This window comes from Coxiella endosymbiont of Amblyomma nuttalli (genome assembly GCF_018107685.1).
In the GTDB taxonomy this organism is placed as follows: domain Bacteria; phylum Pseudomonadota; class Gammaproteobacteria; order Coxiellales; family Coxiellaceae; genus Coxiella.
The window spans coordinates 102,461-122,016 of the sequence record NZ_CP064834.1 but is presented as its reverse complement, the minus strand read 5'-3'; the positions used below and the strand labels follow the sequence as shown (position 1 = coordinate 122,016).

The window sequence follows — 19,556 nt, the reverse complement described above, 5'->3', positions numbered from 1 at the left end:
AATAGTTTTTTTCTTTAAAAATCAATATACAAAGCAATATTGAGCAATTAAGACTCTTATTAAAATTAAAATAAACTAAATATGATAAATTAAAAATATAAAATTGAACAAAAGAATAGTAAAATTAGCTTCTTACTGTTCACTAAAGTGAAACTGCATCCAAGTACAACGATGCTTTCATATGCAGAAAATTTTAATTAAGACATTTACATAATGGCTAAAACTAACCAAAACATCCATGCTAAACCAATGGTACTTATCATTCTTGACGGATTTGGGGAGAGTGAAGAAAAATTACACAACGCTATTAAATTAGCTGATACACCAACATGGGATAATTTAATAGCCCATTATCCTCATATTTTACTCGGAGCTTCCGGTAAGATAGTAGGCCTTCCTGACGGACAAATGGGTAATTCCGAAGTGGGACACCTTCATATTGGTTCAGGACGTAAAGTTCCCCAAGATTTAACGCGTATTGATACGGCTATTACAAACGGAGATTTTTATAAAAATCCTATTTTTATTGATGCTATTAAAAAAGCTAAAGAAAATAATAAAACCGTACACATTATCGGATTATTATCACCAGGTGGTGTACATAGCCATGACAACCAAATTGCCGCAATAATTGATTTAGTTCATCAGCATGGGATTAAAAAAAATTATTTACACGCTATTTTAGATGGGAGAGATACACCACAAAAATCCGCTTTAAAATCGATTGAAAAAGTTCAGCATCAATATACTAAATATGGGCACGGTAAAATAGTATCTCTAATTGGCCGCTATTATGCTATGGACCGCGATAAACGTTGGAATCGAACAAAAACAGCTTATAATTTATTAACACAGGGAATTGCTAAGCATCATGCCAAAACGGCGAAAGAAGCGTTAGCGCTGGCTTATGAACGTGATGAAACGGATGAGTTTGTAACACCAACCAGTATTCACTGTGAGGGTAAAATACCAACTAAAATTGAAGACGGGGATGTGATCATTTTTATGAACTTCCGAGCAGATCGTGCCCGCCAGTTAACACGTGCTTTGACAGATCAAAACTTCATTGCCTTTAAGAGAAAAATTATACCCACCTTAGCCTGTTCAGTAACACTTACGGCGTATGCGAAGGACATCAACACCACCGTTGCTTTTCCGTCACTACACCTAAACAACACACTTGGCGAATATTTATCAACACTTGGTTATCGACAACTACGTGTTGCTGAAACAGAAAAATATGCCCACGTTACTTATTTTTTAAATGGCGGACGAGAAGCGCCTTTTCCTGGCGAAGACCGTCTATTAATTCCTTCCCCTAAAGTCACCACCTATGATCTTAAGCCGGAAATGAGCGCCGTTGAAGTGACTAATAGATTAGTCAAAATTATTAAAAATGAAGATTACGATCTAATTATCTGCAATTTTGCTAATCCAGATATGGTTGGTCATACAGGTAATGAATCAGCTACAAAAATCGCTATTCAGACTATTGATCATAGTCTAAAACGAATTATCGCAGCGCTTCAGTCCGTTGGCGGTGAAGTGCTGATTACAGCTGATCATGGAAATGCAGAAAAAATGTTTGATGAAAAAACTAATCAACCTCATACAGCACATACCAGCAATTTGGTACCATTGATTTACATAGGCAGACAGGCACAATTTCAACAAAGTGTAGGTGCACTGGATGATGTAGCACCAATTTTGTTATATCTCATGGGATTGGACAAGCCTGTTGAAATGACAGGGCGCAATTTAATCACTTTAAAATAATACAACGATCTACCATCGATTACCGCTTTAATACAGAAGGTCATGTCTCTATTGACTTGACAACTTGCGGTAACTGCACTTCGGATATTGAAACAGATTAAATGTAAACTCGAATACATAAATATTACACAGATATTACATGTATTATTTTATGTAGTAACAAAGAATAGTAACATTGTGAACTATCGAAATAAAAAAGAACCAGCATATTACAAAAAACTACAACATAATACTAATACATAAGAGTAAGGAGAATATCGAAGACCAGAAAAACTCCAAGTACGAGCTGAATAAATGCTTTCAAATCTTAACCAAAAAGTGCAAATTAAAAAAATACCTTGCCAAAATTTATCGATGAAAAACACTGTACTCAAATAAATCAACTTACCTAGACGCAGATGTCAAAGTAGCTCTCTCAGGGTCATCCAATGGGTTCATGTACTCTGGTTATCATTGATTCGGTCATAGAGACGGTTATTATGGTACTTTACAGACATAACTCATAATTTATAATTTAAGAAGACAATCGGGTGAGTAAGAGTAGCAAGACATGATTGATTACCATGGCAGGAAGTGGTAGCCATAAGAATCAGCGCTTGACTTTGCAATTCGTTACAACTTGAAACCGATAAATCCGTCGAAGTAATGTGTGAAGAGAGGATAGATGAATTCAAAAAACATGACGAAAAAGATAGTAACAATGATCATAGCTATTACTGCGAATCTAAGTGTCACAACCATACTGCCGCTTTCTCATTCTGTCATGCTGAACGCGTTAACGCCTGCACAAATTAATACACAGGATGATGAATTGCCTACAAAAGATGTACAGAGATTTGTGACGACTATTGCATTGATTCACCACTATTATATCAAGAATGTCAGTAATAAAAAATTGTTCAGCGATGCTATCAGTGATATGATTGCCAGCCTTGACCCGCATTCCAGCTATCTCAACGCTAATGATTTGAAAGAATTAAAAACCACAGTTTCTGGTGAGTTTGTCGGTGTAGGTATCGAGCTTACTGTATCCAAAGACGGGTTTTTAAAAGTCATCAGCCCATTGGATAATTCTCCTGCCGCTCACACAGGCATTAAGCCCAATGATTACATAATTAAAATCAATCATCAATTGGTTCAAAATATGAGTCTTCTTGAAGCCGTAAATCGAATCAAAGGTAAAAAGGATACGATAGTTAAATTAACCGTATTAAGAAAGGGAATCGGTAAACCACTAATTTTTAATATTAAACGCGAACCACTTCACCTAATCAGCGTAAAAAGTAAAATGCTTGAACCGGGGTATGGATATGTTCGCATCACCTTCTTCCAAGGACCGGTGGAAAAACAACTCCGCACTGCTATTGATCAACTAAAAAAAGAAGCAGATGGTCATTTAAATGGATTAGTACTAGATTTACGTAACAATCCAGGTGGCTTACTAGATGCAAGTGCCAAAGTAGTTGACAATTTTCTGGATGCCGATAAGACACATAAATATCACAATGACATCGTGTATACTAAAGGTCGAGTACCTAGTGCTGATGTACATATTAAGGCTAGCGGTAACGACATGATTCCTAAGACCCCGATAGTAGTCCTAATTAATGGTGGTTCCGCTTCTGCGTCGGAAATTGTGGCGGGTGCTTTACAAGATTACAAACGGGCGATCATTATGGGCACCCCTAGTTTTGGAAAAGGATCGGTACAAACAGTGTTACCAATCAGCAATGATGAAGCTATTAAACTAACCACAGCCTTATATTACACGCCTGCGGGTCGTGAAATCCAGGCAAAAGGTATTATTCCGAACGTCACTGTACCAGAGCTTAAAGTTAAGCCGGCTGAACTCAGTTCAACCTTTGATGAAGCAAATTTCCAAAATCACTTACTAAACGATATGCTGCCCAAAAACAACGAAACAAAGTCTGCGGAAGAAAAATACTTGTTACATACGCAACTGCAATTAGCAAAAACAGATTATCAATTGTATGAAGCTTTATTAATGCTTCAAGGATTGAATGCCCACGTAAAAACTAGCTAATCTCATACACGCACCCATAGAGAATAGAACCCTGTATCTCTCCATCAATATGGTCTCTATTTCTGCTAAAGATGATAACTGATACCGTCTTTATGCATCTGAAGACAACCGATACATATCCCATTTTCTATTCACAAGTTTTATATACAAACTGTGCTTATTTTCAGAAACAAAACTCATTATTTATTAACTCATTGTTGCAATTTCTCGAAATTTTCTAGCGCCTCCATTTCAGACATGAATATTACTCTTTGCTAATATCAGACCTTCTGCAAAAGCAGGTACCATAAACAGATCATAACTGCAAGTAACTCTGCGTAGTCTCAACGAAACGTCCTTTTGCACCAAAATGATGAAGTCAAGTGCCATCTTCAATCAAGATTGTGATATCAAGCCCGCAGCACAGTACCCCATTATCACAGTACCCCATTATCAATATTTATATCCCATTTTCCTTACTACCATGCAATCTCCAAGAAATATGCTTGATCGCTCCTAACATTGTAATTATAAAATCATGGTTATTCCTTTCATATACGCTTTCTTAAGTTTAAAAATAAAATTCATGATATAAACATTCAAAGCTAACCGATACATTTAGCTTGTGAGATTCATTTTTTATAAATAAGATTTGTTCCAATATTTAAAGATATCAAAACATAGAGACTTAGTTCTGAATTCAAATTAAACTGCGACGGGGGCTTTAATCGCCGGATGAGGGTGATAACCAGTTATCTCAAAATCTGAAAAATCATAATCGAATAATGACGCTGGTTTTCGCTTAATGATTAATTGAGACAATTGACGCGGTTGTCTGGATAATTGTTCTTTAACTTGAGTTTGGTGGTTATTATAAATATGACAATCCCCACCAGACCAAATAAATTCACCTACACTTAAATCACACAGTTTAGCAATCATATGTGTTAATAAAGAATAAGAAGCAATATTAAAAGGTACTCCTAGAAATGCGTCGGCTGAACGCTGAGTTAATTTACAGGAAAGAGAACCGTTTACAATGTAAAATTGAAAAAGCAGATGACAAGGCAACAATGCCATTTGATCCAGTTCCCCAACATTCCATGCACTAACAATTAATCTCCGAGAACATGGATCCGTTCTTATACTCCGAATTAATTGCTGTATTTGATCAATAAGTCGCCCATCAGCACACCGCCAGTGACGCCACTGTTTTCCATAGATGGGGCCTAAGTTACCTTTTTCATCAGCCCACTCATCCCAAATGGTTATACCATGGTCATGCAAATAACGAACATTCATATCACCATTCAAAAACCAGAGCAATTCATAAATTATGCTTTTCAGATGAATTTTTTTAGTGGTTATCAACGGAAATCCGCTATGCAAGTTGAATCGCATTTCATAACCAAACACACTACACGTCCCCGTACCTGTTCGATCGGATTTATCGACTCCATGTTTAAGAATAAAATCTAGAAATTCGAGATATTGTTTCATCTACTAACTACCGCTAATTCGGTAGACATCTGTTTAACAGCAGCATATGTATTTTTGCGCCGCCATTGTTGTTAATAAAATTGACCAAACCACCCAGATTACTACCATAATATGGGGCATAACCATTCGTTTAATGATCCAAAAAATAGCGGCGACCAGGATTCCTGTAATCACAGGAATAATTAATAATGAAATCACATCTTGCATAACCCGCCCTACATTGTCATTGAAGAAAATCAGATGCAATACTCTGGCGATATAATTATGGAGATAAACTAACCCATCTAAAAGACGGGTGGTTTCCTGTCTAAAAAGGATACTTACAAACGATAATAAAATAATAAGAACAAACTGTTTAAACATTTCAACTCAACGTTGTTTCCCGCGTCGTTCCCTGCGTTGATATACCCACCATAATATTAAAGCGCCACTAATAATCATCGGCAATGACAACTCTTGTCCTCGAGTGAGCCAACCCCACGCTACAAATCCCAGCTGTCGATCGGGTTGTCGAAAAAATTCAACCGTGAAACGGAAAATCCCATAACATAATGAAAATAAACTCATTACTGCAAACCGTGGTCGAATTTTAGAAGAAAACCACCAGATAATAATAAACAATAATATGCCTTCCAAAAAAAATTCATAAAGCTGAGAAGGATGACGTGGTAAAAGACCACCTTCTGAAAACACTATCCCCCAAGGCATTGTTGTTACCCGCCCCCATAGTTCCCCATTGATAAAATTCCCAATACGTCCAGCTGCTAGGCCTAGTGGAACTAATGGAACTATAAAATCAGTCACATCCGCCCAATATTTTCCCACACGCTGGCTAAAAATCCAAGCAGCAATAGCTACCCCAATTAACCCACCATGAAACGACATTCCTCCACACCACACTTGAAAAACCGTCACTGGGTTCTCTAAAAAATCAGAGAAATCATAAAAAAGCATATATCCCAAACGCCCACCAATAATAATCCCTAGCGCACAATAAAAAATTAGATCTCCCACTTGCTGCGAAGTCCATCCTTGATTTATCTGTCGCGTCCGATATAAAGCAAGAAACCATCCTATCGCAAATCCAACTAAGTACATAAGCGCATACCAGTGCACTTTAATGAGTCCTAATCGAAAAGCGATCGGATCAATTTGTAGATCATTAATCACGAGCAGAGTATACAGAAGACGCATAAGAGAAGATAGAAGATCAACTTCATGGTGTCTAAATCAGCTAATATAAGTTTCGTAACATGACTAGACAGATTTTATTCAACGACTTTGTTCAGTATAATACACTAATTATTGGTATTTTATATCTCTATATTTATCTTTAAATTTACAGAAAATATCATAATACATAAGTCGAAAAATCTTGATTGCTTTAAAAATATAATAACATGATTGAAAGATTCATGATTAATACTATTTAAAGTAGTCAAAATAGGTACATAACGTTTAGGGAACGATAACACGATCTATAGTAGAGCATGGCCCCCATTTATAAGTTAGATGAATATTCCTCAAAATTTCTCAAGCAAGTATAAGAAATATTTTTCGTCTGAAACCCACCATGAATAGGACGACGTATTCTTAACGCACGGTGTGAAAAAAATCACAAATATAAACAATCATAGATTGATTAATTAAAGAATAAAACTGTAATTACATAAACCGCTGATAGCAAAATAAGTCACTTTAAGAAAAAGTGTATTTGCTACAATTATATCACATAATTAACGCTTAAAATATTATTGTAAGGCCTTAGGATGCAACGAGTACTTAGTTATCCGAAATTTAATAGGCGTTGTTAATTAATTAATGAGGTAGATTTCGATGATAATTAATAATGATAAATATGTTCTTGATTATTATGCAACATAATGTTGATGTGCAGAAATTTTTCATTATTTATAAACTGATAGAGCATGCATTTGGTAGGAAATTTATTTTGGACAATCTTTCCTACTAGATCAGTAAGATTATAAAATTCGTTGCTGTAAGCAGGGACATGAAAAAAGGCTCTTTTCTTATTTTGAAATAAAGAAATATTGAAGTGATCTTTAAATTGAGAGGCTATTTCTTTACTCATGCAAGAAAAAAGGACTAGTAACACTTATCGTGACAATAAAAAGTAAATTAATTAAAAAGGAAATTAACTTTAAAAACATATTTGCTTATCGTGAGGTTTGTTCATCATTATAGGCTGTATTTATGAACCGCAAGGAAGCAGTGTGACCAATAAAAAGACAGTTTTTTGATCCACTATTATGCTTATCATCATCTATATTAAAATTTAGAATACAAAGATAAGGCAGCTATAAAACTTTCAGAAGAAAATAAGATTGAGTAAAATTATACGTTAAATAAAAGCAATCGCAAAGGATAACAGTAACTCATGAAAACTGCGGTTTAATGTAAATTCAACATCAGTTTACTAGGTCACATTGTAAAATAATATATTTCAAATTCTTGTAAACAATCGATAAATATATCAAACTCAAATAAACTAACCTTTGCAAGTTTAGTAAAGATAAAGGGGCTATTTTAGTATTTTTGGCTATAGGCGATGCATCAATTATCGTCGTGCCGACAACGGACCTCGATTGCATATTATGATATTAATGAGTTAATATGCGGCCACCGTGAGGAGAGGTGTGTTTTCGCAATTATCTTGCAATTCTTGCGATACAAGCCGTTTTATTTTAGTTTTATTTTAGTCTTATTTTACATGAGCATTGTGACCAAGTGACGATACTGATCTCTCTTGTAGGTTCTCCACGTGACATTTGTTTGGCGGAAGACCCTTAGACCACCCCATTTTAGCAAGTACAGTGGTAGAATGAAAGTTTTAGTTATTACATGAAGAGAGATTCTACGCAACTACGCATATCAAAGTACGCATGTCAAAGCAATAAAAGCCATATCAAAAAGAAAAAATTATACCATCTGTGCAAAAGGCGGCAACTGAAGGATGGTCTTTAGTAGAGCTATGGACTCCAACGTGAAACGTAGTCGATACGATTTTAATTACGTCCAGCACGAATTAATCCACCTAATCCAGCTTCTTCAAGCGCATTTTCTAGATGTAAACGAATATCTTTAGGATCATCCATTTTCAACATTTCTTTCAATAATTCTTTTGCTTTTTTCATCGAAAAATTACGAATCACCCATTTAATGCGTGGTAAAATTCGCGCACTCATGCTCAATGTATCAAACCCCATTGCTAATAGTAAAACCACTGCTAACGGATCTCCAGCCATTTCTCCACAAAGGCTGACCGGCTTTCCCGCCCGATGTCCTGCTTTTACCACTGCCTTTAAAGCCTGTAAGACAGCCGGATGTAATCCATCATAGAGATTAGCTACCCTCGGGTTATTTCGATCAACCGCTAACAAGTATTGGATCAGATCATTGCTTCCTACAGATAAAAAATCCACTCGCCTCGCTAATTCATAAGCCTGATAAACCGTTGCAGGTACTTCAATCATCAATCCAAGCAAAGGTAATCCAACATTTACCCCCTCTTCGATCAATTCATTGTATGCCTGATTAATCAGGCGAATAGCCGTCTCGACTTCGTGGACCGACGTGATCATCGGCAATAATAAAGATAAATTATTCAGTTCCTCACTCGCATGTAACATCGCACGAACTTGCTGCAAGAAAATTTCAGGATGATCCAAAGTGACCCGAATGCCTCGCCATCCTAAAAAAGGATTGTCCTCTTCAACCGAAAAATAGGGTAACACTTTATCGCCCCCGATATCTAATGTCCGCATAATCACGGGGCGCGGTGCGAAAATGTTGAGCAACTGACGATACATAATACGTTGTTCTTCTTCGCTAGGGAAGCGATCGCGAATTATAAATGGCATTTCCGTGCGATATAAACCAACGCCTTCAGCCCCGACACTCAGTGATAATCCTCCTTCAGCAGCAAGACCGGTATTTATATATAATGCTAATGTATGTCCATCCGTTGTTTCTGCTGGTAAATTACGTAATGTTTGCAATTCTTCGTCAAGTTGATGTTCTTCTTCAGCTAGTGCTTTGAACTCTTTTTTAATTACCAAGGAAGGCGATAAATAAATTTGACCATTGTAACCATCAACAATTAATTCTTGATTTGATAATCTAAAAAGTGATGTTCCCCGAACTCCCATCACTGCTGGTAAACCCAATGCACGCGCTAAAATAGCTACGTGTGAATTACTCGACCCTGTACCTGATACCACTCCATACAAGCGTTCTGGTGGAACTTCAAGCAAGGATGTTGCTGTTACTTCTTCGCTCACTAAAATCATATTTTTAGGGTATTCTAGTTCTTCTTGTTCACTAGATTGTAAATGGGCTAAAATACGTCGACCTAAATCACGAAAATCAGTTGCTCGTTCACGCAAATAAGGGTCTTCTAAAGATTCAAAATGTAATACCTGTTTTTTTATAACGTGTTTTAACGCACCTTGTGCCCATTGACCTTGTTTGATTTCGGTAATGACTTCGTTAATAAACGTTCGACTATCTAAAAGACGAAGGTAAGCATCAAATAATTCATTTTCCGCTATGCTTAAAGAATTTTTTGCACGTGCTTGCAACATATGCATTTCATCACGTGCGGCAGCAAGAGCCGCCTCGAAATCCGAAATTTCAACATCAATATTAGTACATTTATGCTCAGGAACTGCATCTAAATCAGCTGGTGGATAAACAATCATAGCTATACCAATCGCAATCCCTGAAGAACCAGGTACACCCGATAAAACTGCCTCCGTTTTTTTCCATCGTCGTTCTTGCCCACTAAGTTTTTCTAGAGCTCCTTTAGCACGTGCATGAGCAATTTCTGCAGCTAAATGAATGGCTAAAGTCACACAAAATGCTTCCTCTTCCTCGGCTAAATTACGGATCTCACGTTGCTGCACCATCAATATTCCCAACAATTCTCCTTGTTCAATGATAGGGATTCCTAAAAATCCGTGAAACCCTTCTTCTCCTAATTCAATACGACGTTTATAATTAGGATGTAACGGCGCATCTGCTAAATTAATTGGTTCCTCACGTTCCCCCACAAGCCCAATTAATCCTTCCCCAAATTTCAATCTTGTCTTTCCCACTTGTTTAGTATTCAGTCCCTGTGTTGCAATTAATACGTATTCTCCGTGCACATCATCACAAATAAAAATACTACAAGCATCAGCAGGTAATTTTTCGCACAGTCGTTTAACAACAAGCGATAGAGCTTCCTCCAAGTTTGGAGTTACATTAACTTCTTGAGTAATTTGACGAAGAATTTTTAACATTATTTAGATTAAATCTCGCAAACTTTTAACATTCTTTGCAAACATCGCTTTAATACTACGTGTCTAACGGATATCAATTAATTACCTATCATCAGCGCTAATAAGGTTTCACCTCGCCTCATCTACATGATTTGAAGAAATATGATTATCAACCACTACCAGTAGTTATGAAAAAATCGTTTCTGCCGATGCCAAATATCAACAATATAGTGACCTATAAATTTAATATAACGCCTAAACTTTTTGGAATACGATAACTCAATTAATAACGAAACCTCTTCAGCTAATTTCCGGGTGGTGATTGCTCGCAGAGTTTCTTAGGTAACATCTATTGCGAGGAAAGTGTCACGCATCAGAATTTCCTACTCACATCCCTAAAACAATTTCTTCTTTAATTCACAATAACCGTGTTAACATTCAATCAGATACGTTGAATGACTAATTGCGCTCTTTACTATTTTAACTCATTGTTTCAACATTAAATAGCGCGTTCCACCGTTATTACGGATATGACCCGGGGTCGGAAGAAACCAAACTTGCGGGAAACGATCAATACATAAGAATGACGGATAACACGATAAGGATCTTAACTTTATCACTATTTTTTAGTTAAACCATCACAACCGTTGAATGCAACAAGCCTACCTAAAAATAGGTGTTTTGATCCACAGCCTTTCCTTATATTGCTCTACTTGCAATTCACACTAAAACACATTATGTTGTCTCTAACAAGAAAAAATACCCATACTTATGATATTGGTTTTAAGGAACTCGGTCTATTGGTGGGAAACCTTAGCAGGCTAGCCTGGCCTTTCAGACAGGTGCCGGCTGTTTTGCCCTGATTAGATAACGTATAAATACCTTACCATAGCTCGTTTTATTTGTCAGGAGGAGCGCATGGAGACAAAAAACGCACAACAACAAACAGCTGTAGTTCCGTCCAATATAGACATGCACGATACCGACGTACTCGCGACACAACCAAGCCAATTACGCGTGATTAAACGAGATGGTCGTGTAGTAAAATACGCCAATACTCATATTGTTATCGCAATGAAAAAAGCCTTTTTGGCAGTAGAAGGAGAAACAGCACAAAATTCCAGTCGAGTGCAAGAAATTGCCTCATACCTTGCACGTCAGATCACCGATTTATTTTGTAGTCGCTGGCCATCGGGCGGGAACATACATATCGAATCTATCCAGGATGAAGTGGAACTCGCTCTTATGTATGCCGGATTACATAAAGTCGCGCGAGCCTATGTATTATATCGAGAAGAGCGTCGCAAACAGCGCGAAGAACAACAAAAAACGAATAATTCACATGTCACTGGTGTGTATGTCACGCTAGATACTGGTGCCAAAATACCACTAGAAAAAACCAGGATAGCGCATATTATTCAAGCCGCTTGTAGCAATTTAGATGACGTCGATGCTTCTAAGATTCTTCATGGAACCACTCATAATTTATTCGACGGCGTTACATTGAAAGATGTTTACAAAGCTCTTGTCATGGCTGCACGGACACTAGTGGAAAACGAACCCAATTACACGTACGTGACAGCACGCTTATTACTACACGCTTTATACAACGAAGTACTGAATGGTCTCCATCTCTCACGTAATTTAATGCATGAAAATATTGAACGATATTATCCTGCTGCATTTAAAGCTTTCATTCGTCAAGGCATCAAAATCGAACGCTTACATCTTAATTTAAGAACCTTTGATCTAGATCGTTTAGCGACAGCGTTAAAATTTAAACGTGATAAACAATTTACTTATCTTGGTTTACAAACGCTCTATGATCGATACTTAATTCATCAAGAACAAGTTCGCATTGAACTACCACAGGTTTTTTTCATGCGCGTGGCCATGGGATTAGCACAAAACGAAGGAAAAGCACGTAATGAACGCGCCATTGAATTCTATGATGTGCTTTCCTCTTTTAATTTTATGAGCTCAACACCAACGTTATTTAATTCAGGTACCACATTTCCTCAACTTTCAAGCTGTTTTTTAACGACAGTACCAGACAGCCTAGACGGTATTTATAGCGCTATCAAGGATAATGCTTTACTTTCGAAATATGCAGGGGGCTTGGGAAATGATTGGACACCAGTTAGAGCAATGGGCGCCTATATTAAAGGGACAAATGGAAAATCACTAGGTGTTGTGCCTTTCCTTAATGTCGCTGATGCAACGGCTATCGCTGTTAACCAAGGAGGCAAACGAAAAGGTGCCGTTTGTGCGTATCTGGAGACATGGCACATGGATATCGAGGAATTTCTCGATTTACGCAAAAATACTGGTGATGATCGTCGACGCACACACGATATGAACACCGCCAACTGGATTCCCGACTTATTTATGAAGCGTGTATTTGAAAACGGTGAATGGACTCTGTTTTCCCCTGATGAAGTGCCTGAATTGCATGACAGCTTCGGTGAAGCATTTGAAAAAGCATACGTAATCTATGAAGAAAAAGCACGTTGTGGTAAAGTTCGTTCAAAAACCATTCCAGCATGTTCACTCTGGCGAAAAATGCTAAGCATGTTATTTGAAACAGGCCACCCATGGGTCACTTTTAAAGATACTTGCAATTTACGATCGCCGCAACAACATGTTGGTGTTATTCACAGTTCGAACTTGTGCACGGAAATCACTTTAAACACATCTCGAGATGAAATTGCGGTTTGTAATTTAGGCAGTATCAATCTCGTCAGTCATATGAGAGAAGGAAAATTAGACGTAGAAAAATTAGCGCGCACGATAAAAACGGCTATTCGCATGTTGGACAATGTCATCAACATTAATTATTACAGTGTCCCTCAAGCGTATAATTCCAACCTTAAACATCGCCCAATTGGGCTTGGTTTAATGGGTTTTCAAGATGCGCTGTATCTGCAAAAAATTTCGTATGCTTCGGAAGCAGCTGTACAGTTCGCTGACCATAGTATGGAGACCATTAGCTATTATGCTATTCAAGCTTCGATGGAATTGGCTAAAGAGCGCGGAAAATATCAAAGCTTTGAAGGTTCTTTTTGGAGCCAAGGTATCTTGCCGATTGATTCAATTCAATTATTAAAACAAAGTCGCGGAAAATATCTAGACCAAAACAGTGATCAAACGTTAGATTGGGATATATTACGACAACAAGTAATAACCCATGGAATGCGTAATTCCAACGTCATGGCTATTGCACCAACAGCAACGATTTCGAATATTTGTGGCGTTTCTCAGTCGATCGAACCGACTTATCAGAATTTATTTGTGAAATCGAACTTGTCGGGTGAATTCACGATTATTAATCCCTATTTGGTCAAAGAACTTAAAAGTCGTCAATTGTGGGATAATGTTATGGTGCATGACCTCAAATACTACAATGGTAGTGTGCAAAAAATTGATCGCGTTCCAACGGAACTAAAACAATTATATACAACCGCCTTTGAAGTGGAGCCCTATTGGTTAATCGAAGCAGCATCTCGTCGACAAAAATGGATCGATCAGGCACAATCGCTTAATTTATATATGTCGGAACCATCTGGGAAAAAATTAGATGTGCTTTGCCGCACAGCATGGTTGCGTGGATTAAAAACTACTTATTATTTACGCAGTATGGGTGCCACAAGCACCGAAAAGGCAACAATTCATGATTCCACTTTAAATGCGATCGTTAAACAAGGCGCCCCGAAAGTATGTGTGATTGATGATTCTGATTGCGAGGTATGCCAATGAGCAGAATCCCACTCACTTTAATAGGCACTTGCCGACCTTTTAGGGCATGCACGCAAGAAAAGCGTGTTTTTTAGGAACGACACGTGTTTTCCCTAGAATGTATATTCGAGAGGGAGGGATGGGGCTTCCCGATTTTTATTTAATAAATTGTTTTTATTTAATAAATTGAACAATAAGGAGAATCATATGTTGACTCACCAAAAAATTAGCAGTTTATTGGAGTGGGACGATTACTGCAATCATGAAACAATCGATGTAACTTCAGAAAAAATAGTTGAAACTGCTTTTTCTGCATCTCACAAAGAAAAAAAAGCTGTCAAAAATAAAATAAATGATGTTCGTGAGACAGATAGTAGTATAGCTCAAAGCAGCATGACTGGTTTAGATCAACTCGAAATGGGGGCTGCTCGTATTCAAGTCGATGATAAAAAGATCATCAACTGCCGTGCAGATCTCAATCAATTAGTTCCGTTCAAATACACATGGGCCTGGCAAAAATATTTATCTGCTTGCGCTAATCATTGGATGCCAAATGAAATTAACATGGCGGCCGATATTGCTCTATGGAAGGACCCACATGGACTAACTGCAGATGAACGAACCATTATCAAACGTAGCCTCGGCTTTTTTTCTACGGCTGATTCATTGGTAGCTAATAATTTAGTTCTTGCTATTTATCGGCATATTACAAATCCTGAATGTCGTCAATATTTGTTACGTCAAGCTTTCGAAGAAGCCTTGCACACTCATGCTTATCAGCACATTATCGAAAGTTTAGGCTTAGAAGAAGCTGAAGTATTTAATATGTATCGAGAATTACCGGCTGTTGCTAATAAAGCTATATGGGCATTACCTTTTACAAACAGTTTATCTAATCCTAATTTTAAAACTGGAATTCCAGAAAGTGACCGTCGTTTACTACGCGATTTAATCGCTTTTTATGTGGTTTTCGAAGGGCTTTTCTTTTATGTCGGGTTTACTCAAATTCTCGCGATGGGGCGTCGTGGAAAGATGATGGGAACATCCGAACAATTTCAATATATTTTACGTGATGAATCTATGCACATAAACTTCGGCATTGACGTAGTTAATCAGATCAAAATTGAGAATCCGCATTTATGGACTAAAGATTTTCAAGACGAGGTTATCAAAATGATTCTTGAAGGAGTTGAGCTTGAATATCAATACGCGAAGGACACTATGCCAAGAGGCATTTTAGGATTAAATACAAAAATGTTTAAACACTATTTACAATACATTGCTAACCGACGTTTTATTCAAATCGGATTGCCTGAACAATGTCCAGAAGCGAAAAATACTTTTCCATGGATGAGTGAAATGATGGATCTTAAGAAGGAAAAAAATTTCTTCGAAACTCGCGTAATTGAATACCAAGCGGGTGGAACACTTAAATGGGATGAATGACAAACCACACACATACTCACCTCATGTTAATTAAATTAAGTGATACAACGCCTAACATGGTATTTCCTTGTGTTTCCTTAAGTTACTCTCTAGTATGATGGTGTTTAAAATCTTTCTGCATTTGTGTAAAAAGATACGAAGAAAAACTAGAAAATAATAATTAAAGAAAAAACCATGCTCAATTTAAGTGTAACATTACAGTTATAGGCTACTGATAATTCATCATCTTTAATATTACCTTTTGCTTTACATAATTTTGTTGTAAAACTACCTTTTTAGGGTAATTATTGCACAGTTGTGCCTGAAAATTCAACAGAGAGCTCATCAATACAAGAGGTAATGCACACAAAAGGAAATAATATCAGTTTCTCCAGTTTGCCCAAAGTCAACTTTGATAGCTGTTATAGCAGCTTTGATTTTATTCAAAAAGATACTCTAATATTTTAAGCTTATTTTTATCCATTTTTGTATCTCATAAAATATTCATAGAAAATTTTTACTGGCGATTTTGGTGTCCTTTCAAACTTGCCGTCCAAACTCATAAAATTATGGTAGTCATAAAAAAGTTCTTCAAATTTATCACAATGAAGACAATATTTTATTGTAAAAGGGAAATCACAATATATCTAAAAAATCATTAAGTTCCAGAAAAATAAATAACTAAACTAGATTAGTTGGATTTAATAAAAGAAAAGGAAAGTATTAAATTGATTTTACTTTTATATTTTTAGATAAAATCCCAAAACTAATTTTTTTTTCAAAATCTTACAAAGCATTTAATAGCTCTGCCTTTTCTTTCTTTATATTTTACTCAGTCTAATCCCATCTTAAGCTTGTTTTGTTTCAGATAATACTTGATCAATTGATGCTAAAGTCATACTCCTTAAAAACGGTGATAGAAGCAACTATGTATTTGATCCAAATCTTTTATCATTTTCAGTGGAAACATTTGTCACGAAAATTCACATCATCCGATTTGTACTATTAATTTTAACACCACTAGTATAGTATTGTCGGATGGCACATAAATTATATGGGGATATTTTGCGGCAAACAGTCCTGTTAATAATAACCTTTGAATTTTTGAATTTTAATAGACCTCCTGGTTATAAAATTAGTACGTTATTGAACGGATCCGCTTTTAAAATGCCGACTTCTATAATTACCAAACTCACTTTCAACTAAAAAAATCACACTTTATATCAAAATTGCATCGATAAGAAAATCTCAAAAAATTAATTTTCTTAACAACTCATCCTTTATTTGAGCTTATTAAGCCCTACTAAGGTATAATAGAATAGGTAATCATACTTTAGTATGTATTGTAACTTTCTTTATAATTAGAAGAATTGAGAGGTTTCTTCAGTTAAAGAAAGGCACGTTTCTTTTTATTGATAGCTTATAGTACCTGTTGCTGTCTATGGCAATACAGAAAGAAATTGGAAAAACCACCTGACTTTTTACCTTCCTGATCTGATTATCATCTGAAAAAAGGAGCCATTCAATTCTAGCACTATCAGTCAGTGTAGTTTTTGCATGATAATTTCCTTCGGAGTGTGGTAGACTTTTAAGCGCTGTGAAAGTCACTCAGTTTTTTTTGGTTACGATTAAAGACATACCTACTGATACTAAGTTAGTAAGCCATCAGTTAATGGTTCGTGCAGGTATGTTACGTAAGTTAGCAAGTGGTTTATATACATGGTTACCACTTGGATTTCGCGTACTAAGAAAAGTGGAAAATATTGTGCGTGAAGAAATGAATCGCAGTGGGGCTCTGGAGTTATTAATGCCGATTGTGCAACCAGCAAGTTTATGGCAAGAGTCAGATCGATGGGAAGCTTATGGTGCGGAATTGTTGAGGATCATGGATCGTCATGGAAATGATTTTTGTTTTAGTCCTACACATGAGGAAGTGATCACCGATATTGCTCGTCAGGAATTACACAGTTACAAGCAGCTTCCTATTAATCTTTATCAAATTCAGACTAAATTCCGTGATGAAATTCGTCCTCGTTTTGGAGTGATTCGATCGAGAGAATTTCTAATGAAAGATGCTTATTCTTTTGATCTCGATAAAAAAGGGATGCAGCTAGCTTACAATAATATGTATGAAGCTTATGTGCGAATATTTACACGTCTCGGATTAAATTTTCGTGCAGTTTTAGCAGATACTGGCACCATCGGTGGTGATTATTCGCATGAATTTCAAATACTAGCAGATGCAGGGGAAGATATTGTCGTTTATAGTGATGGAAGTGATTATGCAGCTAATATTGAAAAGGCAACGGCACAAGCTCCTGAAGGAAAACGTCCTATGTCTGTCACTAAGATGAAAAAAATGGCGACCCCTGCACCATGTACAATTGATCAACTTGCAAATTCATTTAATATATTACCTGAAAGAAGCGTAAAAACATTCATTGTTAAGGGAGAACAATCACCTTTTGTCGCACTTGTTTTACGTGGTGATCATGAATTAAATCCGGTAAAGGCTCAGCACTTACCCGGTGTTGCTTCGCCTTTAGTGTTTGCGAGCGAGACAGAAATTAAAAAAATCATCGGTACTGGTCCAGACTCTCTAGGACCTGTGAATATCACGATCCCTTGCATTGTCGATCGAGACGCCGCTCATCTATCTGATTTTTGTTGTGGTGCGAATGAAGATAATTTTCATTTTATAAATGTCAATTGGGATCGTGATGTGGCTCTAGAGGTAGTTGCTGATATTCGTAATGTGATTGAGGGCGATCTAAGTCCCGATGGGAAAGGGCATCTGCACTTTGCACACGGTATTGAAGTGGGACAAGTTTTTCAACTCAGTGATAAATATAGTCGAAAAATGAATGCTACCATGACTGATGGAGTTGGAAAAAATCGCTATTTGCAAATGGGATGCTATGGTATTGGCGTATCACGGATAGTAGCTGCAGCTATCGAACAGAATCACGATGAACGAGGTATCCTTTGGCCAGAAGCTATGGCACCTTTTTCAATTGCATTGGTTCCGATGAATATGCACAAATCGGGCCGCGTACGTGAAGCCTGTGAAAAATTATATAACAAGTTAGTGCAAGCAGATTATGATATACTTTGGGATGATCGAAAAGTACGACTTGGTGTCATGTTTGCTGATATGGATTTAATTGGTATACCCCATCGATTGGTGGTAAGTGAGCGAGGTCTAGATCAGGGAATCATTGAATATAAAAAACGCTGGAGTGATCGAACCGAAAATTTACCGTTTCATGACGTTTTGATTGAACTTAAAAAGAAAGTACGACAATAAAAAATTCCGGATTTTATCCGGAATTTTTTATTGTGAGTTTTGTTGGAAATCTATAATAAGTAAGAGTTTTAAATCTCCCTACCTTACTTAGGCGGTCAGAAGATTTCTTCTCCGTAAAAAAATCAAAGACCAGTAGCTCTTAATGATTACTTATTTTCGTCTTTCTCTGGTCTTTCTTTTGCATTTGATTAAAAGAAGCACCAGGATATTTTTGATGATGAGCGTTAGACATAACGCTATTTTCCTTTTCAATCTTATTGCTTTGTTGACAAGCAGTTAGACCGACGATAAAACACGACATTATAGCGACTGTTAAAATTTTTTTCATAATCTCTCCTATAACAACTCCTATGATTATTTTTTCCTCTTCCTGAGAGAGGACACTATCAAAACTTAACATAAATCTATGTGAGAAAATAGTCATTATTGTCCAATGTTTCCCCAAAATTTATATTCTTGGCTATAATATGTTTAAACCAAACCAAAATGAAATAGATACTATGATATG

10 protein-coding genes are annotated in these 19,556 nt (G+C 36.7%); 5 read left to right on the top strand and 5 right to left on the bottom strand.

The window, feature by feature from the left end:
- Positions 1-213: 213 nt before the first annotated feature.
- Positions 214-1,776 carry a 2,3-bisphosphoglycerate-independent phosphoglycerate mutase gene (gpmI, locus tag CEAn_RS00380; RefSeq protein WP_211923881.1) on the top strand — a complete coding sequence of 521 codons (1,563 nt, stop codon included), beginning with the start codon at positions 214-216 and terminating at the stop codon, positions 1,774-1,776.
- A gap of 679 nt (positions 1,777-2,455) precedes the next feature.
- A complete protein-coding gene (locus tag CEAn_RS00375) occupies positions 2,456-3,820 on the top strand; it encodes a S41 family peptidase (protein ID WP_211923880.1) in 1,365 nt (454 codons plus the stop codon).
- A gap of 684 nt (positions 3,821-4,504) precedes the next feature.
- Here the strand turns inward: CEAn_RS00375 and thyA are convergent.
- The 4 genes from thyA to ptsP form a co-directional block, all read right to left on the bottom strand.
- Positions 4,505-5,299, bottom strand: coding sequence for a thymidylate synthase (gene thyA, locus CEAn_RS00370; RefSeq protein ID WP_211923879.1), 795 nt, complete (start codon positions 5,297-5,299; stop codon positions 4,505-4,507).
- A 33-nt stretch (positions 5,300-5,332) separates the two neighbouring features.
- Entirely contained in the window at positions 5,333-5,662 is a 330-nt protein-coding gene (locus CEAn_RS00365) for a hypothetical protein (RefSeq protein ID WP_244670081.1), read from the bottom strand.
- A gap of 6 nt (positions 5,663-5,668) precedes the next feature.
- Complete coding sequence (lgt, locus tag CEAn_RS00360) at positions 5,669-6,469, bottom strand: prolipoprotein diacylglyceryl transferase (protein ID WP_244670080.1); 801 nt, start codon at positions 6,467-6,469, stop codon at positions 5,669-5,671.
- A gap of 1,856 nt (positions 6,470-8,325) precedes the next feature.
- Entirely contained in the window at positions 8,326-10,602 is a 2,277-nt protein-coding gene (ptsP, locus tag CEAn_RS00355) for a phosphoenolpyruvate--protein phosphotransferase (protein ID WP_211923877.1), read from the bottom strand.
- A 951-nt stretch (positions 10,603-11,553) separates the two neighbouring features.
- Here ptsP and CEAn_RS00350 point away from each other — a divergent pair.
- The 3 genes from CEAn_RS00350 to CEAn_RS00340 all read left to right on the top strand — a co-directional run bounded on the left by CEAn_RS00350 (position 11,554) and on the right by CEAn_RS00340 (position 19,048).
- Entirely contained in the window at positions 11,554-14,337 is a 2,784-nt protein-coding gene (locus tag CEAn_RS00350) for a ribonucleoside-diphosphate reductase subunit alpha (protein ID WP_369804531.1), read from the top strand.
- A gap of 186 nt (positions 14,338-14,523) precedes the next feature.
- Entirely contained in the window at positions 14,524-15,762 is a 1,239-nt protein-coding gene (locus CEAn_RS00345) for a ribonucleotide-diphosphate reductase subunit beta (RefSeq protein WP_211923875.1), read from the top strand.
- Between the two features lie 1,576 nt (positions 15,763-17,338).
- Positions 17,339-19,048: a proline--tRNA ligase gene (locus tag CEAn_RS00340; RefSeq protein ID WP_211923874.1), complete on the top strand. Its 1,710-nt coding sequence runs from the start codon at positions 17,339-17,341 to the stop codon at positions 19,046-19,048.
- Between the two features lie 139 nt (positions 19,049-19,187).
- Here CEAn_RS00340 and CEAn_RS00335 read toward each other — a convergent pair whose 3' ends face one another.
- Positions 19,188-19,376 (bottom strand): hypothetical protein, encoded by a 189-nt coding sequence (locus CEAn_RS00335; RefSeq protein ID WP_369804516.1) that lies wholly within the window; start codon positions 19,374-19,376, stop codon positions 19,188-19,190.
- Between the last annotated feature and the right edge of the window lie 180 nt (positions 19,377-19,556).